At 59.9% G+C, this 23,104-nt stretch carries 18 protein-coding genes; 10 read left to right on the top strand and 8 right to left on the bottom strand.

The window, feature by feature from the left end; translation table 11 throughout:
• Positions 1–18 precede the first annotated feature (18 nt).
• Positions 19–612: a nitroreductase family protein gene (locus tag ATY79_RS19405; protein WP_088693190.1), complete on the bottom strand. Its 594-nt coding sequence runs from the start codon at positions 610–612 to the stop codon at positions 19–21.
• 21 nt (positions 613–633) lie between these two features.
• Positions 634–930: a DUF2218 domain-containing protein gene (locus ATY79_RS19410; protein WP_088693254.1), complete on the bottom strand. Its 297-nt coding sequence runs from the start codon at positions 928–930 to the stop codon at positions 634–636.
• Between the two features lie 146 nt (positions 931–1,076).
• Here ATY79_RS19410 and ATY79_RS19415 point away from each other — a divergent pair, with 146 nt between their 5' ends.
• The 10 genes from ATY79_RS19415 (at position 1,077) to ATY79_RS19460 (ending at position 11,016) form a co-directional block, all read left to right on the top strand.
• Complete coding sequence (locus ATY79_RS19415; protein ID WP_088704626.1) at positions 1,077–2,030, top strand: glutathione S-transferase family protein; 954 nt, start codon at positions 1,077–1,079, stop codon at positions 2,028–2,030.
• 98 nt (positions 2,031–2,128) lie between these two features.
• Positions 2,129–2,971: a fumarylacetoacetate hydrolase family protein gene (locus tag ATY79_RS19420; RefSeq protein ID WP_088693192.1), complete on the top strand. Its 843-nt coding sequence runs from the start codon at positions 2,129–2,131 to the stop codon at positions 2,969–2,971.
• A gap of 207 nt (positions 2,972–3,178) precedes the next feature.
• Positions 3,179–4,456, top strand: coding sequence for a polyhydroxyalkanoate depolymerase (locus tag ATY79_RS19425; RefSeq protein WP_088693193.1), 1,278 nt, complete (start codon positions 3,179–3,181; stop codon positions 4,454–4,456).
• Positions 4,457–4,601: 145 nt separating this feature from the next.
• Positions 4,602–5,036 (top strand): DUF2852 domain-containing protein, encoded by a 435-nt coding sequence (locus ATY79_RS19430; protein WP_088693194.1) that lies wholly within the window; start codon positions 4,602–4,604, stop codon positions 5,034–5,036.
• A gap of 93 nt (positions 5,037–5,129) precedes the next feature.
• Positions 5,130–5,891 carry a SprT family zinc-dependent metalloprotease gene (locus tag ATY79_RS19435; RefSeq protein ID WP_088704627.1) on the top strand — a complete coding sequence of 254 codons (762 nt, stop codon included), beginning with the start codon at positions 5,130–5,132 and terminating at the stop codon, positions 5,889–5,891.
• Positions 5,892–5,965: 74 nt separating this feature from the next.
• Positions 5,966–6,634: a phosphoribosylanthranilate isomerase gene (locus ATY79_RS19440; RefSeq protein WP_088693196.1), complete on the top strand. Its 669-nt coding sequence runs from the start codon at positions 5,966–5,968 to the stop codon at positions 6,632–6,634.
• Between the two features lie 2 nt (positions 6,635–6,636).
• The gene (trpB, locus tag ATY79_RS19445) at positions 6,637–7,857 is read left to right on the top strand and encodes a tryptophan synthase subunit beta (RefSeq protein ID WP_088693197.1); all 1,221 of its coding nucleotides are present in this window, start codon (positions 6,637–6,639) and stop codon (positions 7,855–7,857) included.
• 3 nt (positions 7,858–7,860) lie between these two features.
• On the top strand, positions 7,861–8,700 hold the full coding sequence (trpA, locus tag ATY79_RS19450) for a tryptophan synthase subunit alpha (RefSeq protein ID WP_088693198.1): 840 nt from the start codon (positions 7,861–7,863) through the stop codon (positions 8,698–8,700).
• Positions 8,701–8,739: 39 nt separating this feature from the next.
• Positions 8,740–9,642: an acetyl-CoA carboxylase, carboxyltransferase subunit beta gene (gene accD / locus ATY79_RS19455; protein WP_088693199.1), complete on the top strand. Its 903-nt coding sequence runs from the start codon at positions 8,740–8,742 to the stop codon at positions 9,640–9,642.
• Between the two features lie 21 nt (positions 9,643–9,663).
• Entirely contained in the window at positions 9,664–11,016 is a 1,353-nt protein-coding gene (locus ATY79_RS19460; protein WP_088693200.1) for a folylpolyglutamate synthase/dihydrofolate synthase family protein, read from the top strand.
• A gap of 47 nt (positions 11,017–11,063) precedes the next feature.
• Here ATY79_RS19460 and trxA read toward each other — a convergent pair whose 3' ends face one another.
• From trxA to ATY79_RS19490, 6 genes are all read right to left on the bottom strand, one after another.
• A complete protein-coding gene (gene trxA, locus ATY79_RS19465; protein ID WP_007528746.1) occupies positions 11,064–11,384 on the bottom strand; it encodes a thioredoxin in 321 nt (106 codons plus the stop codon).
• Positions 11,385–11,456: 72 nt separating this feature from the next.
• Positions 11,457–15,008 carry a double-strand break repair helicase AddA gene (addA, locus tag ATY79_RS19470; protein ID WP_088693201.1) on the bottom strand — a complete coding sequence of 1,184 codons (3,552 nt, stop codon included), beginning with the start codon at positions 15,006–15,008 and terminating at the stop codon, positions 11,457–11,459.
• Positions 15,001–18,195 (bottom strand): double-strand break repair protein AddB, encoded by a 3,195-nt coding sequence (addB, locus tag ATY79_RS19475; protein WP_088704628.1) that lies wholly within the window; start codon positions 18,193–18,195, stop codon positions 15,001–15,003. The genes addA and addB overlap by 8 nt, the downstream gene beginning before the upstream one ends.
• A 3-nt stretch (positions 18,196–18,198) precedes the next feature.
• Positions 18,199–18,930: a nucleotidyltransferase family protein gene (locus tag ATY79_RS19480; RefSeq protein ID WP_088693203.1), complete on the bottom strand. Its 732-nt coding sequence runs from the start codon at positions 18,928–18,930 to the stop codon at positions 18,199–18,201.
• A 13-nt stretch (positions 18,931–18,943) separates the two neighbouring features.
• On the bottom strand, positions 18,944–20,452 hold the full coding sequence (tsaE, locus tag ATY79_RS19485; protein WP_189637163.1) for a tRNA (adenosine(37)-N6)-threonylcarbamoyltransferase complex ATPase subunit type 1 TsaE: 1,509 nt from the start codon (positions 20,450–20,452) through the stop codon (positions 18,944–18,946).
• On the bottom strand, positions 20,452–23,034 hold the full coding sequence (locus ATY79_RS19490; RefSeq protein WP_088704629.1) for a PAS domain-containing sensor histidine kinase: 2,583 nt from the start codon (positions 23,032–23,034) through the stop codon (positions 20,452–20,454). Before ATY79_RS19490 ends, tsaE begins: the two co-directional genes overlap by 1 nt.
• Positions 23,035–23,104 lie beyond the last annotated feature (70 nt).

The following is a 23,104-nucleotide window of genomic DNA, read 5'->3' on the forward strand; positions in this document are numbered from 1 at the left end:
TGGGCCTTGTCGCAAGGACTAGTTCGCGATGAACTTGCCTCGAAACGCCACCTCCGAAAGAGGTTTGCGCTGGCTCGGGACTTCCCGTTCCTGATTCCGCTCCGAAAGCACGCTCTTGTCAGCAAGGCGCCCGACCGCGATGCCTGCCTCGACCCGATAGCCCTCGGGAACCGAAAAGGTTTTTTGGATCTCCTCGTGCTTGATACCGCCCATGCCGTGGGCGTAGAAACCCGAAAGCCGAGCCTGAAGCGCGAGATACCCCCAAGCGGTACCGGCGTCGAACGAATGCGTGTAGCTCGTCCTTCCTTCGGAGAAATCGCCGTTGAACCCCCTTGAGACAACGTAGATCAGGGCCGAAGCATTCTTTGCCCACTCCTGATTGGATTCGACGAGGAGCCCGACGAATTTGTCCCAATCCTCGGAGCCATTGAGCGCATAAATGAATCGCCAGGGCTGTTGGTTGGCGGATGACGGTGCCCAATGCGCGGCGTCCAGGATCGTCAGAAGCTCTGTTTCATCGATCACTTCGCCGGTAAAAGCACGCGGCGACCACCGCTCCAGGAACAACGGATTGATTGGGTATTGGGATTCGCGATTGTTGCTCTTTGTCATGGCTCTTCCGAGTGTGGTTTGTCAGGCATTCCAAGTAATCTGGAGCTCTTCACGGAAAGCAAATCGCTTCAAATGGTCGGCGACGACAGTCTCATATCGCTCAAGCTGTGACAGCTCGGCGACCGATAGCGTCACATGAAGCGCAGCCGCATCGGCCACAAACGTCACCTCCGCGGTGTCACTGAAGGGCACGCGACCATGCTCTGCCGTGAATTCCACGGCAAACTTGTGGCCCCAGTGCTTGCAGAGTTGCTGAAGATATTTGCTGGCGTGTGTGGTAGCGACCGTAGATGTTGAAACAGGCATATCAAGCTCCATCTCGCCTGTCTTAGGCCCCATCCAATCGACTTGGCAAGCGAGCTTTGCTCCGCGGTCGGTGGACAATCTGTTTCAACAATGGTGGCCTCCCGCTCGCGTAAAAGCACGCTAAGTTTGCCCAAAATCAGCAATCAGAGGAAAGCGTCTTGCTCGTAAATGGTAAATGGACGGAAGATTGGCAGCCGGTACAGGCGAAGGATGAGAAGGGCGGCTTTGTTCGCCAGACGTCTAGCTTCCGCAATTGGGTAACGCGGGACGGTGCTGCAGGCCCGACGGGAGAAGGCGGCTTTAAAGCCGAGACGGGGCGCTACCACCTCTACGTCGCCTACATCTGCCCTTGGGCGTCGCGAACACTGATCGGCAGAAAGCTGAAGGGGCTCGAATCGGCCATCTCGGTTTCCATCGTCGAGCCCGCATTGACGAAGCAGGGCTGGCGGTTCGGCGATTATCAGGGGGCAACGCAGGACCATATCCAGGGCGCAACCTATATGCATGAGATCTATACCAGCGCAGCGCCGGATTTTACCGGGCGCGCGACAGTGCCCGTGCTCTGGGACAAACAGTTGCAGACGATCGTCAACAACGAGTCAGCTGACATCCTGCGGATGATGAATGACGGTTTCGACGATCTTGCTCGCAATCCGATTGATCTTTATCCCATTGCTCATCGTCCTGAGATCGATGCTTTCAACGAGCGGATCTATTCGAGCCTCAACAACGGCGTCTACCGTGCAGGCTTTGCCACCACACAGCTTGCCTATGAGGAAGCGTTTGCCGGCGTATTCGAGTGCCTCGACTGGGTGGAGAAAGAGCTCGGCGATCGGCCCTTCTTGTTTGCCGATCACCCGACCGAGAGCGACATTCGCCTATTTGTGACGCTGGCACGCTTCGATGTCGCCTATCACGGGCTGTTCAAATGCAATCTGCGGCGTCTTTCCGACTACGCCAATCTTCGCCGCTTCTGCCGGCGGATGCTCGACTGGCCGGGTATCGCCGAAACGGTCAATTTCGACCATATCAAGCGCGGCTACTATTCGATCGAAAGCCTCAACCCGACGAGAATCGTACCGGCAGGACCCGATCTGGGCGAAATTTTCTGAAGGAGCGTACCGCTTCGGCAAAAAGCCATAATGACACCGGTGAATATCTCGTTCATAGGTGATCAATAAAGCGTCGATCTTGCTGAGGAGGAAATGTCATGAAGCTTATGCGTGTTGGAGAGGTTGGTCGCGAAAAGCCGGCGATACTCGATTCCGATGGCAAGATCCGCGATCTGTCGGCGCACGTTTCGGACATTGGCGGCGATGCGATCTCACCTGAGGGCCTGGCTAAGCTGAAGGCTGTCGATCCGAAGGGCCTGCCCGAACTTGCACCGGGTCGCATTGGCGCCTGTGTTGCCGGCACCGGAAAGTTCATCTGCATCGGCCTCAATTTCTCCGATCACGCTGCCGAAACCGGAGCTACCGTGCCGCCGGAGCCCGTCATCTTCATGAAGGCGACATCGGCGATCGTGGGCCCGAACGACAATGTCTTTATCCCTCGCGGCTCGGAGAAGACCGATTGGGAAGTGGAACTCGGTGTCGTCATCGGTAAGACAGCGAAGTATGTCAGCGAAGCCGACGCGCTTGATTATGTTGCCGGCTACTGCGTTTCCCACGACGTCTCGGAGCGTGCCTTCCAGACCGAGCGCGCCGGCCAGTGGACCAAGGGAAAGTCCTGCGACACGTTCGGTCCGATCGGCCCCTGGCTCGTGACCAAGGACGAGATCGCCGACCCGCAAAACCTCGGCATGTGGCTGAAGGTTAATGGCGAAACCATGCAGAACGGCTCGTCGAAAACGATGGTTTATGGCGTAGCCTTTGTGGTGTCCTACCTCAGCCAGTTCATGTCACTGCATCCGGGCGACGTGATCTCGACGGGCACGCCCCCGGGCGTCGGCATGGGCATGAAGCCGCCGCGTTTCCTCAAGGCTGGCGATGTCGTGGAGCTCGGTATCGAAGGTTTGGGCACGCAAAAGCAGACCTTCCTGGCCGATCGCTGAGGTCCGTTCTGCGATCATTAAACATTCGAGCGCACCATCATGCCGGGGGAGATTTCCTCGGCATTTCTTTTTGCGGTGCGGATGGCAATGTTGCTGCGCAACAAAAACCTGTTAATCTGCGTTAAGGTGCCAGCACGTCGTTGGAAGGAATCCCGTGCCCTTTTCAATCGGCGTCGTCTTCCAGATTAGAGAAAGGTGGCGCATCTCATGTTTTATCAGCTTTATGAATTGAACCATGCTGCATTGGCGCCATATCGTGCTTTCGCCGATATCATGCGCATGGTCTATGCCAATCCGTTCAATCCAATTTCGCAGACGCCCTGGGGGCGTACGGTGGCGGCAAGTCTCGAAATGTTCGAGCGTACGACCCGTCGCTACGGCAAGCCTTCGTTTGATCTGACCGATACCGTCATTGGCGACCGAAAGGTTGCGGTGCGGGAAGAGATCGTATGGTCGCGGGCCTTCTGCAATCTGCTCCATTTCGCGCGCAACGTTCCAAGCGGTCATGCACCCGATCCCCGCATACTTATCGTGGCGCCCATGTCCGGTCACTATGCGACGCTGCTGCGTGGTACGGTCGAAGCGCTGCTGCCAAGCGCCGACATCTACATCACGGACTGGATAGATGCCCGTATGGTGCCGATGACGGAAGGCACCTTCGATTTTGACGACTACGTCGACTATGTCATCGAGATGCTGCGCTTCCTCGGTCCGGATACGCATGTGATTGCGGTCTGTCAGCCTTCCGTGCCGGTCCTCGCGGCCGCTGCCGTGATGGAAGCGGAGAACGACCCGTTCTCGCCTTCCTCGATGACCCTGATGGGCGGGCCGATCGACACACGCATCAATCCGACAGCTGTCAACCAGCTTGCCAAGGAACGGTCGCTGGAGTGGTTTGCGGATAATGTCATCATGAACGTGCCTTGGCCGCAGCCGGGCTTCATGCGCCCGGTCTACCCCGGCTTCCTGCAATTGTCCGGCTTCATGTCGATGAACCTCGATCGGCACGTGATAGCGCACAAGGAATTCTTCATGCACCTTGTGAAGAACGATGGCGAGCCGGCCGAAAAGCACCGTGACTTCTACGACGAATATCTCGCCGTCATGGATTTGACGGCAGAGTTTTACCTTCAGACGGTCGACCAGGTGTTCATCAAGCACTCCCTGCCGAAGGGCGAACTCCTCCACCGTGGCAAGCTCGTCGATCCTACTGCGATCCGCAACGTGGCACTTCTCACGGTAGAAGGGGAGAACGACGATATCTCCGGCGTCGGCCAGACAAGGGCCGCGCAGACGATCTGTGTCAACATTCCCGAAAATATGCGCATGCACTATCTGCAGCCCGATGTCGGCCACTACGGCGTCTTCAACGGCTCTCGCTTCCGCAGGGAAATCGCGCCGCGCATCGTCAACTTCGTGAAGGAACACGCGCGGACAGGAAAGCCTGTCGTAAAGAGGGTTATCAAGGGCGGAAAATCCAGTTAATTTAGGGTCGCCTGAATTAGTGATTTCATTTCAATGCGTTGTCCGATTTGGACACGCCTCGCCTTGAAGCCGGCCAGGGGTGTAACCACATCGATTCCAGCGTTCGGTATCTCGCCGGACGCGGAAAATGCGAGGACACCGCACGATGAACCAGTCAGCATTGCTTCGCCCGGATTGGACTCCGGCTACCATTGCCCTGATGATCCTCGGCTTCGTGGTTTTCTGGCCTCTGGGTCTCGCCATGCTCGCCTACATCATCTTCGGGGAGCGTCTGCGCGGTTTCAAGCGCGACGCCAACAGCGCCGCCGATGGATTCTTTGCCGGCTGCCGACGTTCGCATGGCCGCTATCGCCCGCATTTCTCGACGGGCAATGTCGCTTTCGATGATTGGCGCAAGGCCGAGCTCGACCGGCTGGAAGAGGAACGCCGCAAGCTTGATGAGATGCGTGAGGAATTCGATTCTTACGTACGCGAGCTGCGCCGCGCCAAGGACCAGGAAGAGTTTGACCGCTTCATGCGCGATCGTAAGAACGCCAAGCGTGACGACAACGGGCCGGTAGCAGAATACCAGACTCCCTAATTCCAGCACTGTTCAGCACTGAAACTTGAACCGGCATCGATGATGCCGGCTTTTCTTTGCAAAGAATTCCCGCGAATCATATAGAAAATTCCCATGTTCCCGCTCCTTGCAAAGCCACGTCGCAGTGCCCGGAAGCCCGCTCCGCCCGAGACCCGGACGCTCGATGTGGCTGGCCGCCTGATGCCGTTGACGATCAAGCAGCACGAGCGGGCGACCCGTATCACGTTGCGCATCGAACCCGGTGGTCGTGCTCTGAAGATGACGATCCCGAGCGGACTGGCTCAGCGTGAGGTGAACGCGTTTCTGGACCGTCATCAGGGTTGGTTGCTCACCAAGCTTGCCAAGTTCTCAGCGGACTCCGGCTTGCATGACGGAGGCACCATCCTCTTTCGTGGCGTGTCGCACCATATTCATCACACGGGCAGCCTTCGCGGACTGACGGAAGCGATTGTGGTCGATGGCAAGCCTGTCTTGAAGGTCAGTGGCATGCCCGAGCATCTCGGACGCCGCATAGCAACCTTCCTGAAAAAGGAGGCGAGGGCGGACCTAGAACGGCTGGCAACGCTGCATGCCCGTTCGATCAGCGCACCGATCAGGTCGATTTCCATGAAGGATACCCGCAGCCGCTGGGGGTCCTGTTCGTCGGAGGGAAATTTGAGCTTTTCCTGGCGCATCGTCATGGCGCCGCCGTCCGTCGTCGACTATCTGGCGGCCCATGAAGTGGCCCATCTCAGGGAGATGAACCATGGACCGCGCTTCTGGGCGCTCTGCACGAAGCTCTGTCCGCACATGGAAGAGGCGAAGGCCTGGTTGAAGCGCCATGGCAGCCAGCTTCACGCCATCGAATTCGACTGACCAAAGCCTCGCAAAATTCAGCTTTTGTCGCGATTTGGCTCGACTCCAAGCGCTTTTCGTGTCACTCCGCTGCCATGAAACCGGATATCAAAATCTGTGGGCTGAAGACGGCCGAAACGATCGATCGCGCCCTGGCGCGGGGTGCCACTCATATCGGCTTCATCTTCTTTGAAAAGAGCCCGCGTTATGTCGAGCCCGATATCGCGGGCAAGCTGGCGGAGCCGGCGCGCGGCAAAGCCAAGATCGTTGCTGTCACCGTCAATCCAAGCAACGACGACCTCGATGAGATCGTGGCACTCTTGAAGCCCGATATTCTTCAATTGCACGGCGACGAGAGCCCGGAGCGCGTTTTGACCATCAAGGCGGTGTATGGGCTGCCGGTCATGAAGGCTTTCTCCGTGCGGACGGCCGATGATCTGAAGCGAGTGGAGGCCTATATCGGCATTGCCGATCGTTTCCTCTTCGATGCCAAGCCTCCGAAGGGATCGGATTTACCCGGCGGCAACGGGGTTTCCTTCGATTGGAGCCTGCTCTCTTGGCTTGACGACAGAGTGGATTACATGCTTTCCGGTGGCTTGAACAAAGCTAACATTGCCGAGGCGCTCGCCATAACAAAGGCGCCCGGGATCGATGCGTCCTCCGGTGTCGAAAGCGTGCCGGGCGTCAAGGACGTGGCAATGATCGATGAGTTTTTCGATGCGGTCGAATGGGCCTGTCAGCCCGAAACGGCCTCAGGGAGTTGAGAGTGAACCAGACGCCAAAACCGAATTCCTTCCGTTCCGGCCCTGACGAAGATGGCCGTTTCGGCATTTACGGCGGCCGTTTCGTCGCCGAGACGCTGATGCCTTTGATCCTCGACCTGCAGGACGAGTGGAACAAGGCAAAGGACGATCCGGAATTTCAGGCAGAGCTGAAGCAGCTTGGCACCCATTATATTGGCCGCCCGAGCCCGCTCTATTTCGCTGAGCGTCTGACGGCTGAGCTCGGCGGCGCGAAGATCTACTTTAAGCGCGAAGAGCTGAACCACACCGGCTCGCACAAGATCAACAACTGCATTGGCCAGATCCTGCTTGCCAAGCGTATGGGCAAGACGAGGATCATCGCCGAAACCGGCGCCGGCCAGCATGGTGTTGCCTCCGCAACCGTCGCTGCCCGTTTCGGCCTTCCCTGCGTCGTTTACATGGGCGCAACCGACGTCGAGCGTCAGGCGCCGAACGTGTTCCGAATGAAGCTCCTCGGTGCTGAAGTAAAGCCGGTGACTGCCGGCCACGGCACGCTGAAGGATGCCATGAACGAGGCGCTGCGCGACTGGGTCACCAACGTCGACGACACCTACTACCTGATCGGGACGGCCGCCGGCCCGCATCCCTATCCGGAAATGGTCCGCGATTTCCAGGCCGTCATCGGCACGGAAGCTCGTCAGCAAATCCTGGAAGCCGAAGGACGCCTGCCGGATCTCGTCATCGCTGCCGTCGGCGGCGGTTCGAACGCGATCGGCATCTTCCATCCGTTCCTTGATGACGAAAGCGTCAAGATTGTCGGCGTCGAAGCTGGCGGCAAGGGCCTGAGTGGCGACGAGCATTGCGCCTCGATCACCGCGGGTTCGCCCGGTGTTCTTCACGGCAACCGAACCTACCTGCTGCAGGACGGCGACGGCCAGATCAAGGAAGGCCACTCGATTTCCGCTGGTCTCGATTACCCCGGCATCGGCCCTGAGCATTCCTACCTGAACGACATCGGTCGCGTCGAATACGTCCCGATCATGGACCACGAGGCGCTTGAAGCCTTCCAGACGCTCACCCGCCTCGAAGGCATTATTCCGGCGCTGGAGCCGTCGCACGCACTGGCCGAAGTCATCAAGCGCGCCCCGAAGATGGGCAAGGACGAGATCATCCTGATGAACCTCTCCGGCCGCGGCGACAAAGACATCTTCACTGTCGGCAAGATTCTGGGAATGGGTGAGTAAGTCATGACCGCACGTATGGACAAACGCTTCGCCGATCTGAAGGCGGAAGGCCGGCCGGCACTCGTTACCTATTTCATGGGCGGTGATCCGGACTACGAAACCTCGCTCGGCATCATGAAGGCGCTGCCGGAGGCGGGTTCCGATGTCATCGAGCTCGGAATGCCTTTCTCCGATCCGATGGCCGACGGCCCGGCGATCCAGATGGCTGGCCAGCGCGCGCTCAAGAGTGGCCAGACGCTGAAGAAGACGCTGCAGCTCGCCGCCGATTTCCGCAAGACCGATGACGCGACGCCGATCGTGATGATGGGATACTACAACCCGATCTACATCTATGGCGTGGAGAAGTTCCTGGATGACGCGCTGGCGGCCGGTATCGATGGCCTGATCGTCGTCGATCTTCCGCCTGAAATGGATGACGAACTCTGCATCCCCGCCCTCAAGAAGGGGATCAATTTTATTCGTCTGGCAACACCGACGACCGACGAGAAGCGTTTGCTGACCGTTCTGCGGAACACGTCCGGTTTCGTCTACTACGTCTCGATGAACGGTATCACCGGGTCGGCGCTACCGGATCCCTCGCTCGTATCGGGTGCCGTCAAGCGCATCAAGCAGCATACCAATCTGCCGGTTTGCGTCGGCTTCGGCGTCAAGACCGCCGACCATGCAAAGGTCATCGGCAGCTCGGCCGATGGCGTCGTTGTCGGCACCGCAATCGTCAATCAGGTGGCAACGAGCCTCACCAAGGATGGGAAGGCGACCGCCGATACCGTCCAGGCCGTCGCCACGCTTGTTCGTGGACTGTCAACGGGTACACGTTCGGCGCGCCTTGTTGCTGCCGAATAGTTTCCCCACATTGGCAAGAGTCAATCAGGAGTTTTCGACTTGAACTGGATCACCAACTACGTCCGCCCCCGCATCAATTCCATGCTGGGCCGCCGCGAAGTGCCGGAGAACCTCTGGATCAAGTGCCCGGAAACGGGTGAGATGGTCTTCCACAAGGATCTGGAAGACAATAAGTGGGTCATTCCGGCCTCCGGCTATCACATGAAGATGCCGGCGAAGGCTCGCCTTGCCGATCTTTTCGATGACGGTGCCTATGAAGCGCTTGTCCAGCCGAAGGTCGCGCAGGACCCGCTGAAGTTTCGCGATTCCAAGAAATATACGGATCGCCTGAAGGACAGCCGCATCAAGACCGAGCAGGAAGACACGATCGTTTCCGGTGTCGGCAAGGTTCGTGGCCTGAAGCTCGTGGCTGTTGTTCATGAGTTCAACTTCATGGGCGGTTCGCTCGGCATTGCGGCCGGTGAGGCAATCGTGAAGGCATTCGAGCGCGCCATCGCCGAAAAATGCCCGCTGGTCATGTTCCCTGCTTCGGGCGGGGCTCGCATGCAGGAAGGTATCCTGTCGCTCATGCAGCTGCCGCGCACGACGGTTGCCGTCGACATGCTGAAGGAAGCGGGACTTCCCTACATCGTCGTTCTGACAAACCCGACCACGGGTGGTGTTACAGCGTCTTATGCGATGCTCGGCGATCTGCATCTTGCAGAGCCTGGCGCGGAAATCTGCTTTGCCGGCAAGCGCGTCATTGAGCAGACGATCCGCGAAAAGCTACCGGAAGGCTTCCAGACGTCGGAATACCTGCTGGAACACGGCATGGTCGATATGGTGGTCAAGCGCCACGATATTCCGGATACGCTGGCGCGTGTCCTGAAAATCCTGACCAAGAAGCCTGCGGCAAACCTCAACAAGGAAAGCGGGACGCTCGCGATAGCCGCGAGCGCCTGATCCAATTAGGCGGGTCGCGCGATGATACCAAGGGGCCAAGCCGTAGTGAGCGAAGCAGCGCAGGAAATCGATAAGCTCATGGGATTGCATCCCAAGGGCTTTGATCTGTCCCTGGACCGTATTACCCGCCTGCTTTCCGTTCTTGGTGATCCGCAGAAGAAGCTGCCGCCCGTCATTCATGTGGCTGGCACGAACGGCAAGGGCTCGGTGACGGCCTTTAGCCGCGCCCTGCTGGAAGCTGGCGGCTACAGCGCCCATGTCCATACTTCTCCGCATCTCGTAAACTGGCACGAACGCTATAGGATCGGTGTCACAGGCGGTCGCGGGCAGTTGGTGGATGATGCCGTTTTTGCCGAGGCCGTGCGACGTGTCGCGGCTGCCAATGATGGACAGAAGATCACTGTTTTCGAGATCCTGACGGCTGTCACCTTCATTTTGTTTTCAGAGCATCCGGCTGATGCCGCCATTATCGAGGTTGGCCTCGGCGGCCGGTTCGATGCGACGAACGTCATCTCCGATCCCGCCGTTTCGGTCATCATGCCGATCTCGCTAGACCATCAGCCTTACCTTGGTGATCGCGTTGAGCTGATCGCGGCGGAGAAGGCCGGCATCATGAAACGCGGGCATCCCGTTGTCATCGGCAAGCAGGAATATGATGCCGCGCTCGACGTGCTGATGTCGACCGCCGAACGGCTAAACTGCCCGACGGCCGTCTTTGGTCAGGACTACATGGCGCACGAGGAGTATGGGCGGCTCGTCTACCAGGATGAGTTCGGTCTCGCGGATCTTCCGCTGCCGCGGCTTCCCGGCCGCCACCAGTATGCCAATGCCGCTGCGGCGATCCGCGCTGTCAAGGCTGCCGGCTTCACGGTCACCGAAACGATGATGGAAAAGGCGCTGCTGTCGGTCGAATGGCCTGGTCGTCTTCAGCGTCTGGGCGACGGACACCTGATGGCCAATGCTCCGGCAAAGGCGGAAATCTGGGTCGATGGCGGCCACAATCCCGGCGCCGGCGAAGTCATCGCCGAAGCAATGGCGAATTTCGAGGAAAAGCAGCCGCGGCCGCTCTTTCTGATCATCGGCATGATCAACACCAAGGATCCGGTGGGCTATTTCAAGGCTTTCAAGGGCTTGGCGGAGAAGGTCTATTGCGTGCCGATTCGTGGCAGCGACGCGATGATCGATCCGGTTATCCTCGCGAATGCCGCCTATGATGCCGGCCTCGTCGCGGAACCGATGTCGACCGTCAGCGACGCGTTGGAGGCAATCAAAGAAGGCGCTTTCGAACAGGCCCATCCGCCGCGCATCCTGATCGGCGGTTCTCTCTATCTCGTCGGCGATGTTCTTGCTGACAACGGCACACCCCCGAAATAAAAAAAGCCCGGTCAAATGCCGGGCTTCTTCTTCTGTTTATGGACAAATTAGGCGGCGCTGGAGATCCAGCTCGAAAGAGCGGTCTTTGGGGCAGCGCCAACCTTGATGTCAGCAACTTCGCCGGCCTTGAACATGGCAAGCGTCGGAATGGAACGGACGCCAAACTGAGCGGCAAGTTCCGGGTTCTCATCGATGTTGAGCTTGGCGACCTTCACCTTGCCCTGAAACTCGACGGCGAGTTCCTCGAGGCTGGGGGCGATCATCTTGCACGGGCCGCACCATTCAGCCCAGAAATCGACGACGACGGGTTCTGCGGATTCCAGAACTTCCGACTGGAAGTTGTTGATATCGACTTTTACGGTAGCCATAGGCTGCTCCTTTAGGGATTCCTGTTGAAGCACATGTGAGCGTGCGGTGCGGGAATTTCAATGTCCGGTATTTCACTTTGTCTCGAGTTGCGCAAGCGCCGACGCCAGAGCATCCGGCGTCAGCGTGTGAACGGAACCGTTTTCGGTGTAGACGAGCACGCAATCGATGCGCTTGCCAGGATAGAGCGGCGCCAGGATCTCTCGATAGATGGCGAGCTGCGCCTTGTGGGCAAAAGAGATCGTCTCTGCGGTCTGCGGCGGGACGCGATTGGTCTTGTAGTCGAGTACGACGACGCGATCGTCGAACACAGCCATCCGATCGACGCGGCCCGAGACGGCGTGATCCACTCCGCCGATCGCCAGCGTGCCCATGACCGAGACTTCCGCCTGCGCATGGGTAGAGAACACCGGCTCAAGGCTAGGGTCACGCAACAGTCTCAATACTGAATCGACCAGTTGCTGTCGCTCGGCCTCCGGCCAGCGAGACGCGGCGCGTCTGGCGTAGCGCATGGCCGCATCCGCCTGCTCGCTATGCGGCACGTCCGGCAGCATCTGCAGCATACGGTGGAGAAGCCGTCCCTTCTGCAGGGAGCGATCGGGCTTGGCTTTTTCAGCAAAAAGCGGGGAGGCGACTAGGAGATCGTCTGCCCCATCATCAACGATCGTTCCCACACCGGATGGGCTCAGCGGGCGAGGCAGTTGCTTGCGCGACGGCAGCGGCCTGTCGAGGCCCGCCGGGATGGACTCTTGTCTGGCGGTCTGTTCGATGCGTCCCAGCCGTTCAAAGCTCCGCTCGACTCGCGGAACCCGCCATTCGATACCAGCCCAGCTACCGTCCGGTCCAGAAAATGTCGCTGCCGACACGTGCGGGTGGCTGTCTGTCATCGCGGCGGAAATCATCGCATGCCAGGTGTCGGTGTTGGGCCGGACGCCCCTATAGCCGCAGACGGTGAGCCGGTCGGCAGCTCGGGTCATCGCAACGTAGAGCAGGCGCCGGTATTCCTGTTCCGCCAACGCCTGTATGCGCGTCGCGTCGGCCTGGGTGAGGGAGTTGCTGAGATCGCCGAGCGGAACCCAGGCTGGCATGGGCGGTTCGCCCTGCTCCTGCTCCAGCAGCCGAAGTTTAGGCATGTGCGAGTGCGTGAAGGCTTTGGATCCACCATCGACAAGGAACACGATCGGTGCCTCAAGGCCCTTTGATGCGTGCACGGTCATGATCCGGACCTCGTTGCGACCCTTGTCCTGCTCGCGTTTTACCTCTGGCGCTTCGATCTCAAGCGTCGATATGAAGGATTGCAGACCGGGCAGGCCCGAACTTTCGTGATCGAGCGCGAACGTCAAGAATTCATCGAGAATATCGCTCACCTCGGTTCCAAGCCGGGCAAGGAATTGTCGTCGCCCGCCGTGGCATCCGAGAACGCGCGCATAGAAGTCGTGGACCGACAGGCTCTTGGATTCATCCAGGAAAAGCTTGAGGCGCGAGACCGCCGTCTCGAAGCGCGCACTGCCGTCGGCGGCGAACTTCTGCACATGCACCCACGCACTCTCGCCCTCCGAACGAAGCGCGGCAACTGCAAACACGTCCTCTTCGCTCAGATCGAGAAGCGGGCTCTTCATGAGCGCGGCCAGGGAAAGGTCATCTTCGGGCAGTAGCAGGAAGCGGCCGAGCGCCACGAGGTCCTGAACTGCGATGTGGCTTGTCAGGCGCAGGCGATCGGCGCCGGCAACCGGTATGTCGCCACGCCGCTTCAGCGCACGTGTCAATGCGTTGACGAAAGCGTCGCGCTTGCGCACGAGGACGAGGATATCGCCGGCCTCGATCAGCCTCTCTTTGCCCTTCTCGACAATGGTTTCCCTACCCACCAGATTGCCAATCGCATGAGCGATGCGACGCGCGAGAATGGATGGCGGGGCACTCTCCGGCGTCGCATCAAAAGGTGCGGTCCAGTCTTCTTCCTTGATCGCCACCTCAGGCGCGACCATCTCCCAGAGGTCGACTGCGCCGGGGTGGCCGATGCGGTTGGAACGATGAACCACCGGCTCGCCCGTCGCGCTCAGCCCACGAGCATTTTCGGCCGGCGTGAAGATATGGTCGACGGCGGCGAGGACATCCGAGGTCGATCGGAACGAGAGCGGAAGCCGGACCGTCGAGAAGGCGAGTCCGCTTTGGGAGACGCGCCGGCGCGTCTGCTGGCTTTCCTCCGAGAAGCGCTCGGGACGAGCGCCCTGGAACGAGTAGATGGATTGCTTTTCATCGCCAACGGCAAACAGGGTTCGCACCGCATTGCGGGCGCTTTCGCCTGAAAAGAAGTCTTCGGCCAGCGATTGGATGACGCTCCACTGGATCGGGCTCGTATCCTGCGCTTCGTCGACGAGAATATGATCGATGCCCTGGTCGAGCTTGTAGTGGATCCACGGGCCGACATCGCTCTTGTTCAAGAGCTCGGCGGTCCGCGTTATCAGATCCTCGAAATCGAGTTGGCTGCGCTGTTTCTTGAGGTCGTCATAATCCTTGTTGAGACGGTCTGCGAGGATCAGCGCCGCGCGCGTTGCCTCGTACATACGCGCCGTTTTCAACCGATCTCGGCACAACACGACGTGCGCTCGCGCCGTTGCCAGAGCATCAACGAGTTCGGGCGCTTCGTTCAACATCGCCTTCACGACAAACTGCGAATCCGCCTTCGGTTCTCCCTTGCCAGTCAGGAAGATCTTCTCCAGCAGCGAAGCGCGGCGTGTCGGTTCGCGCTCGCGTGCTGCCGACCTTAAGCCGGCTGCGATATCCTGCGCCTTGGCGCCACCCTTCTGGCCGGCAACATCCAAATACAGGTCGAGTACACTGCCGCGCAGGCCCGGAAGCGGCCAGTATTCCTCGGCGATTCCAGTTGTCGTGTCATTGGCGGAAAGGCGAAGCTTCTTGCGCAGCACGGCATCGAGACCGCCTTTGCGTTCTGCATCTCGCGTAAAGGTCTGGATCGCGTTGCGATTGGCAATGATCTCTTCCAGCAGATTTTCCAGCCCCGATTCATCGCCGAGATTGAGGACATAGCCAAAGGCCTCGGCGAGCGCCGAATCATCCCCTGGTGTCGTCGCGGTGAGGAGGGATCGCCGTGCATCCGCCAAGAGCGTTGCGGCTGCGCGATCATCGAGCACCGAAAAGTGCCCGGCCACGTTGGCTTCCAGTGGAAACTGATGCAGCAAGGCCTCGCAAAATGCGTGAATGGTCTGGATCTTCAGGCCGCCTGGTGTCTCGAGCGCTTTGGCAAAAAGCCGCCTTGCTTCCGCACGCTTCAGGGCATCCGGCGCCTTGCCCTCGATCCGCGCGATCCGCTCTTCAAGCTCGTCGTCCGGCAGAACGGCCCACTCTGCGAGCCGCTCGAAGACGCGGTTCGACATTTCCGAGGCCGCTGCCTTTGTATAGGTGAGGCAGAGGATTGCCGACGGCCGCGCTCCGGCAAGCAGCAGCCGAATGACGCGCTGCGTCAGAACGTGAGTCTTTCCGGAGCCGGCGTTCGCCGAAACCCAGGCGGAGCGTTGCGGATCGGATGCAATCGATTGCTGGATCGTCGTCCAACTCGTCCAGGCGAGGGGATCGTCGTCCTCGGGCAATGATGGTTCGTCATTCATCGCCGGTTGCCTCTTCGCTTTCGGCAGCTGACCATTCGGACACGCGTGCCAGGTGATCGTAGTCGCCACCGAAGTCAAACTGTTGTGCCGGCACGAGCCGCGAGGTGAAGCCCTTCTCGCCCGACTGTAGAAGCGACACGAACTTTACTAATTGGTCGATCGAGTCCGCGGCCAGATCCATCGCCGACTTCGCCTTGTCGCTCCTGGCCGATGTCTCGTTGTTGACCTTATCGACGTCGAATCGATTTCCCGGCCGCAAACGCACATAGAGAAGATCCTGTGGAACCAGACTACCCGCATCCCGGAAGGCGCCGGCGTTGAGCGCGGCCGCCTCAAGCGCCAACTGGGGATCGAGAAGTGCACGTGCCTGAGCCGGCGAGGGATTATGCCCAGTCTTGTAATCGATGATGTCCGCAGTGCCTGTTCCTGTGATATCGATCCGGTCGGCGACGCCGCTGAGCCGGATATTGATGGGCTCCAACTCGACACCGCCACGCACCTCTGTCAGCGTTCTTCGAATGCCTGGCTGTCGCTCCGCCTCCCACTCAAGAAACGAGCGGGCAACTTCCCGGAAACGCGGACGCCAAACTGCATCAATGTGCGCGGGGAGCTGCTCCGTATCGAAAAGCTCGGTCAGAATAATCTCCATCGCCGTTTCCGCTGCGCGTGTTCCGGCGACGTGGCCTTCGCGTACGAAGCGGTCGATGATCTTGTGATAGAGCGTTCCGCGCTCTGCGGCGCCAGGATCTCGGTTGAACGGCGCGACGGGATCAAGCCGCAGAACGCGGCGCGCATAGATCGCATAAGGGTCGCGGCGCAAGCGCCCGACTTCACTGAACGAGTACGACTTCGGCTGCATCTCCCGCGGCGGCGTCGGACTTGGACGCTGCGCGGGCGCCTGTCGGTCGCCTTGGTCAACCAGGTTTGCCCAGTGCACAAAGCTGTCACCGCGGCTTTTGAGTTCGGCTTCGAACGCCTTACCGCCAAAGGCAAGCAGTCGTTGCAGCCAGCGCGACGCGACCGTCGGCGTCGAACCTTGTCTGAGGGCGCGCGAGTAGATGAGATGACGCGTCCCATTCGCCATTTCAAAATCGTGAGCCAGTTGGCCGATTCGCCGCTCCGGTGGCTCCAGGCCAATCTCCGTCTTCATCGTGCGGGAGACGAAGGGATTGTTGGACGTCTGACCCGGCCACGATCCTTCGTTCAGCCCTCCAAGGATGAGCGTGTCCACACTCTGGAGGCGCGCTTCCAGCGTGCCGAAGATGAACAGTCTTGGATGGCTCAGCGCCCGTGGTTTTGCCGCCTGTCCCGCCAAGAGTGCCGTGACGATATCGATCCACTGCGGACCGTTGGCGTCGATCTGCCCTTCGGTTTCGATGACTTCGCCGAGTACTGAGGCCAGCGTGTCACCGGCCTCGCCCGACCATAGCCCGGCAAGGTCGCCACGCTCGTCGCTCGCTACCGCCTCCAGCGCGCGCCCGGTGCGTCTTGCCCAGTCGGAAAGCGCGAAGCTGGTCGTCAGGCCACGTTCTTCGGGCAGGCTTCTGACAAGCGCGGATGCCAGCGGTTCGGTGGCCGCGGCAACCCGGCGGGCAAGCTCCCGCGCACGGTCGATGGCATCGGCGGGGAGCGCTTTGCGCCATTGCGGCGCATGGCGATCCAAAGCCTGCTCCAACAACTGTTGCTCGAGAAGCGGCTCCAGTGCGGCGATGTCGACGTCGGCGACGCCACCGCGCAGCGCCAGAAGCTCAAGTGCCGTTACCGCCTCGACAAGCGCGCTGCGCTCCAGCCCGAAGTGTGCCAGCGGATGCTTGAGCAAGCCCACGATGGCGACAGGATCGCCCGGGCGAAGCGTTGCCTCGAGCAGCAGTTGCAGCAATGTTCCCTGCGGTGTCGCTGACAGGGGGGTGCCAGCGGAATCGTCGGCAACGATGCCGAAGCGTGACAATTCCGTGGTTACGCGGCGCGCCAGATTTCGATCAGGTGTGATCAATGCCGCGCGGCTCTCGCCGTCCTTGCCGGGGCGTTCGAGCGCCAGGCGGAGCGCGATGGCGATGGCAGTGGCCTCCTCTCGTTCATTGCCCGCTTCGATCAGCGAGACGTCCGCGAATGCCGAAGAAATGGCCGTATCGGACAGGCCCGCCTTCCACGTGCCCCAATCACTGGTGGCTTCGGCCGGCGAGAGCGCATGCGAGAGGATTTCACTGCGCTGCCGCAAGTCCTCGGCTGGCTCCGCCAGCGGCATCACGTCGTCGCGAGTAAGGTTCAGTCGCTTCAGCAGTTGAGCGAGGCCATATTGCGAGTGGCTGCGGCTTGCCGGATCCGCCAGCTGATCTTTCCGATCTTCCGGCGCCACCAATCGCCAATGCCTTTTGGACATGCCGAGGTCGAGACCCGGCAGCACGATGACGCCATCCTGAAGACTGGCCACCGCCGCAATCAGGTCGGCTGTCGCAGGCACCGAGCCCGTCGATCCAGCAATGATGATGGGTCCCATCGGGGGGACTGTCGCAAAGCGATTTGCTTCCGCACGAAGGATAGCGTTGCGGTGCCTCGCGGGAGACGACTTGCCGAGCTCGTTCAATCTTTCGGGCCAAAAAGCACTGGCGATCTGCAGGAATTCGGCGGTCAGCTGCCACCAGAGCGCATAGTCTTTCGCGTTCAGGCAAGACAGTTCGCTCCAATCCCGATCTTCGGTCTCGATGGCGTCGATTAATTCCGCAAGATTGCGCGCAAGCCAAATGGCATCGGCAGGGCTCGCGGGCGCGACGAGTGGCGAATCGGAATGGATGCTGCGGACGATCTCCGGCAGTTTGTTTCGCCAGGCAAGGATGAGGCGTGCGAGCTCGAGCAGACGGGCGGTGTTCGATAGCGGCTGCGCGAGATCCAAAGTCGCCGGCAGGGCTTCATCGAAATACCCGCTGTCGTCGTCTGTTTCGCCAAGCGGCCGGATGACCGGCAAAATTGCCGATCGGCCGCCAAGAAGGTCGACGAACTCGGAGCGGAGCACGCGTGCAGCGCGCCTCGTCGGCAGATAGATGGTCATCTTTGAAAGCGACAGAGGGTCGTCGGGATCATACCTGAAACGGCGCGTCAGCCTGCCGTCACAGAGGCTTTCGGCAAGGGTCTTCAGGAAGGGAAGCCCTGCTGGGATGGTCAAAACCCTCGGCCGGTGCTGCTCGACCATCGGTCATGCAAACGTCCGGTATCGCCGGATCGTTTCCTCCGCTTCACCGATCGCCTCGGGCGTGCCGACCGTAAGCCAGTGTCCTTCGAGCACTGTGCCGTAAAGCCGTCCCCGGGAGATCGCCTTGTCGAAATAGAGATTGAGGTTGAATGGCTCGGTCGGAGCGTCATCGAGGAACGATGTGTCCATGGCGATCGCGCCGGCATAGACGACCGGGCCGGGGCCGGATTCGGCAAAGCGCGTCAACCGGCCATCCCCGGCCATATTGAAATCGTTCTTGCCGTTATGCCCGGTGGTATCTTCCAACTTTACACAGAGCATGGCCATGTCCATACTTTGTGGCTGGAAGAATCCGGCTAAGCGTGTCAGATTGCTTGGAACGCCCAGACGCTCTCCGATCCAGAAAAGGTCGGCATTCGTAACGAACACCTTGCCGGGCGCAAGCAGCTTCAGCCCCTTTGCAAGCCCGCCGCCGTTGTTCATCAGTTTCTCGCGTTCGTCGGAAACAATGATCTCGAGGTCTTTGTAGGAAGCCAGGTGGGCCAGCATCTGGTCGGCGTGGTGATGAACATTGACCACGACACGTTCCACGCCGGCCTCCGCAAGCGAATCCAGCGCGTAATCAATCATCGCCTTACCGTCGATCTTCACGAGCGGTTTCGGGATGGTGTCGGTGATTGGCCGCATGCGGGTTCCAAGACCTGCAGCAAGGACCATGGCTTGCTTGATGCTCATTTGATCCGAGAAATTATGATTCGCTTGGCACTATTCCAGCCCTTACGAGCCAGTCGCGCAAGGGGGCAAGCGCTTCGTGTTCTAACGCAACGGAAAGATAGGCGAGCGTGCGCGGCATATGCTTCATATAGCCCGGCTTTCCGTCCCTTTGCATCAGGCGAACCCATAGCCCGGCAAGCTTGCAGTTGCGTTGTGCCGACATGATGGCCCAACTCTTCAGGAAGCGAGCCTCGTCGAAGCCGCCTTGTGCTCTGCGTAGCGTCAGATAGTCGTCCATCAATTGCTGGAAGAGATCGGCTGCGATCGTGACGCGCGCGTCCTGCGCGATCGACGCGAGGTCGTAGGCAGTGGGGCCGATCATCGCATCTTGGAAATCGATCAGTCCGACGCGTGCAATCCCCGCCTCATTCTCTCGCCAGATGATATTCGGTGAGTGAAAATCACGAAGGAGAAGCCCTTTTTCGGAGGTCTCCAATTCGTCGATCAGACCATCCCAGATGGCGAGGTATTCATCGCGCTCCGCGTCACTGGCAGCAGTACCCCCACGCTTCCAGGGGAGATGCCAGTCGAGAACGAGGCGCACTTCCATCTTCATCGCCGTTCGGTCGAAATCCGGGATGTGGTGGACATGGCTATCCGTCACGCGGATGTCCTGCGGGATCGCCAGCGAGTGGAGATGCGCCAGGCAGGCGACGCTTGCCCGGTAACGATCGGCCATAGGCAGGCCCTGCACGTCCAGAACGCCGTCGACGCCAAGGTCCTCCAGCAGCAGAATGCCTTGGTCGTAGTCGACCCGGTAGACCTCCGGTGCTGCAAAGCCCTCCTGCCGGAGCGCATTTGCAATGGCGACAAAGGGATAGGCATTCTCTGCAAGATGCGCGACCTTCGGATATGGCTTGCCGTCCAGAACCGGGGGCCCTTCCGGCAGCGGCGGCCAATCCATCAGAATGCGGCGCTTTCCATCACCGGGATAAACGGCCTCGTAGGCGCGGAGAGATGCATCACCGGTAAGGAAACGACGTTTCGCAAAGGGATATCCCGCGGCATCGAGGAAATCGCGGATCGCGAGGACGCGACGGATTCGGGCAGCCTGCTTGTCCGGCGCCGCAATGGTCACCTGCCGACCTTGGCCCTCGTGCTCCAGCTTCAGTGCAATCCGGTCTGCCGGCAGCTCGTCGCTCGCCATCTCTGGCCACTCCACCAGACAGATGCCGTCCTGGAGAGCCTCGTCGAAGCCAAGTTCGGTCAGTTCGGCCGGATCTCCGAGGCGGTAGAGATCGAAATGCGCGACTGGTATGCGCAGGTTATAGCTTTGCACCAGGGTGAAGGTGGGGCTTGGCACCTCAAGATCGTCGTCATCAGCCATCGCGCGCAGAAACGCGCGGGCAAGTGAAGATTTTCCGGCGCCGAGGTCACCCGAAAGCGCAAGGCAATCACCTTGCCTCAGTGCCAGCGCAAGATCCTCCCCAAAGCGGGTTGTTTCCGCCTCATCCTTTAGGAAGAGGGAAATGACAGGAGTCATCATTCGGCTGCGACGGACGTCGGGAGATCGATCGAAGGAATCCGGCAGGTCACGATCGTGCCCTTGCCTGGTTGACTGTCGATGGTGACCGTCCCGTGGTGGAGACTGACGAAGCTGTCGACGATCGAGAGCCCGAGTCCTGCGCCGCCCCTCTTGCCACTCTTTGCACCGGTGGCGAATCGGTCGAACACGTTGGCGATCATGTCCTGCGAAATACCTGGGCCACGATCGCTGACGGAGAAGACAAAATCTGTCCCGTCGCGCCGGCATTCCAGCGCGATTGATGAGCCTTCCGGAGAGAAGTTGGCGGCGTTGGAAAGCAGCTTTACGAGGATCTGCTTCAGTCTTTGCGGGTCAGCAATGATCGAGCCCAGATGCGCCGGGGCGGTAATCTCTAGCGTCACGCCGCTTTCCTGCAGCCTGTCAGCAATCTGCATCGATACGTCGTCGAGCAGGTCGCCGAGATCGATCGGCGAGTAATTCAGGTGCATGATCCCGGCGTCGACTGTGGCAAGATCGAGGATATCGTTGACCAGCGTCAGAAGGACGGAAGACGAGGTCGAAATGTGATCGATATACTCTGCCTGCCGGTCGTTCAGTGGTCCGAGTCCGGGCGTGCGCAGCAGATCGGTGAAGCCGATGATGTTGGTCAGTGGCGAGCGCAGTTCGTAGGAGACATGCTGGACGAAGTCGTTCTTGAGTTCGTCCGCCTTGCGTAGCGCTTCGTTCTTTTCCGTCAACGCGCGCTCGGCGCGAACGCTGTCGGTCATGTTGACGAAGGTCAACATCGTCTGTGCATTCGGCAACGGAATGACAGCGTAGTCAAGCACGAGACCCGAGAACAACTCGAGCGTTCCCTGGCTGGAGCGGCGCTCGTCGTCAAAGCTGGTGATCAACTCGGCGAAGGTCTTCCATCCGTCTGGACGGTCATAGGATTGAGAGCATGCATCGCCAAGGGCGCGGATATGCGTGCCGGGCTTCGCCTCAGCCTCGGTGATTCCCCAGAGCGCACGGAAGGCGGGATTCGAGAGGCGAATGCGTCCGTCTGGCCCAAAGACGGCAACACCCTCCGAGAGATGGTCGATCGTCTCGCCTTGAACCTTGAGAAGCGTGTTGTAGCGTGTCTCAAGATCGACCTGCTCGGTCAGGTTCTCGAACACCCAGGTGGCGCCGCCCTGCGGATGCGCTGTTGCGAAAACCCGCAGCGTCTGGCCGTTCGGCAAGTGCCAAAGGTCCGATTGGGTATCGAGCGCGCGGTAGACCGAAAGCGCGGCTTCCTTCCAGGATTTCCAGTTCAGCTGATCCGGCAGCTTTTTCGCAGCTCGTAGCCGCTCCAGCAGTTCGGCGTTGTCGGGCCGGCTCTCGAGGAAAGTGATATCGAGCTCCCAGAGCGAGACGAACGCCTGATTGTAGAACTGCAGCCGCCGGTCGCCGCCGAAGATCGCCACTGGGGTCGCGAGATGATCAAGGGTCTCGGCGTGGCTCTTCAATGTTCGCTCGAGCTCCGCGCGAACGGCTTCGATGCCGGAAACATCGACGGCTATGCCGGCTGAGCCGCTTGGGACTTTGACATCGACAACATCGAAGAAAGTGCGGTTGCCGCGCACTACGGTCGAAATCTTGTCGTGGAAAGGCGACTCGGTGGTGGCGGCAGCGCGGATTCGCTCGCGGGCAACGGTCGTCAGAAATTCCCGGCCCTCACCGATCGCTTGCGCCGGCGTGGTTGCTTCGACGGCTTCGCCGTAGGCATGGTTGACCCAGGTCAGCCGGCCTTCGCTATCACGCTGCCATGCCGGCAGATCGATTGCATCGAGCATGCTCTGAAACGCCGAGATGGACGACAGCAGTCTGTCCCGCTCGATCTTAAGCTCGGCAAGCTCGGCTCGGAGATTGTTCAGCGCCACGAACCGGACAAATGCGCGACCGCCGGAAACCCGCCCCTGTGCTTCAAGAATTTCCTCGCGATGGGTTTCAACGACCATGTCGAAGCTATGAGCTGAGCCGCGCAGGCGATCGATCGCGCGCTCGAGCTCGGATGCGGAGCGCGACTTGAGCCACAGCCCAAAAGCAAGGAATTCGCTGTCTTGTGGCGCGCCGGTTTCCGCCGGCAGCTGACCAATAAGCTCAGGGCGCTCATTGCCATCCCAGATAACGATGCGGCGATTCTTGTCGGCGATCAGCGCCTGATATTGCGAGATGCGTTGTTGTGCGTCCGAGAGTGCCGAGCGGATTTCGCGGCTCTCGCTTTCGAGGTTGCCGCGCTGACGTACAACCCAGAGGGTTGAAAGCAGCGCGGCGGAGATCACACCGATCACGACCGAGAGACCGACCACCTGCGACGAGGTGAAAAGATGCGCAGATGCGACAGCCTCAGCTTCGACCTGTGCGAAAACCGGCGGCGCAACCGATGCGATTGCGGTGCCCGCAGCAAAAATCCGTGCGACACGAGCCAGTATTCCTGGCTTCTCGGCGATGGTCTTTGAGTTGCCGACAGGTTTCCGTTCACCTGGATAAAGCGGGCAGGAGTCAGCGTGAGCGCCATCCTCCGCCTGTTCCACCAGGCTGTGCATCATTTCCGACATGCGCGGTATGTCTCCGTCCTTTAATGTGCCGCATCACGACAAGACATCCCATTTTCGAAGCAAACGGACA

This window comes from Rhizobium sp. R693, assembly GCF_002211315.1.
Taxonomy (GTDB): domain Bacteria; phylum Pseudomonadota; class Alphaproteobacteria; order Rhizobiales; family Rhizobiaceae; genus Rhizobium.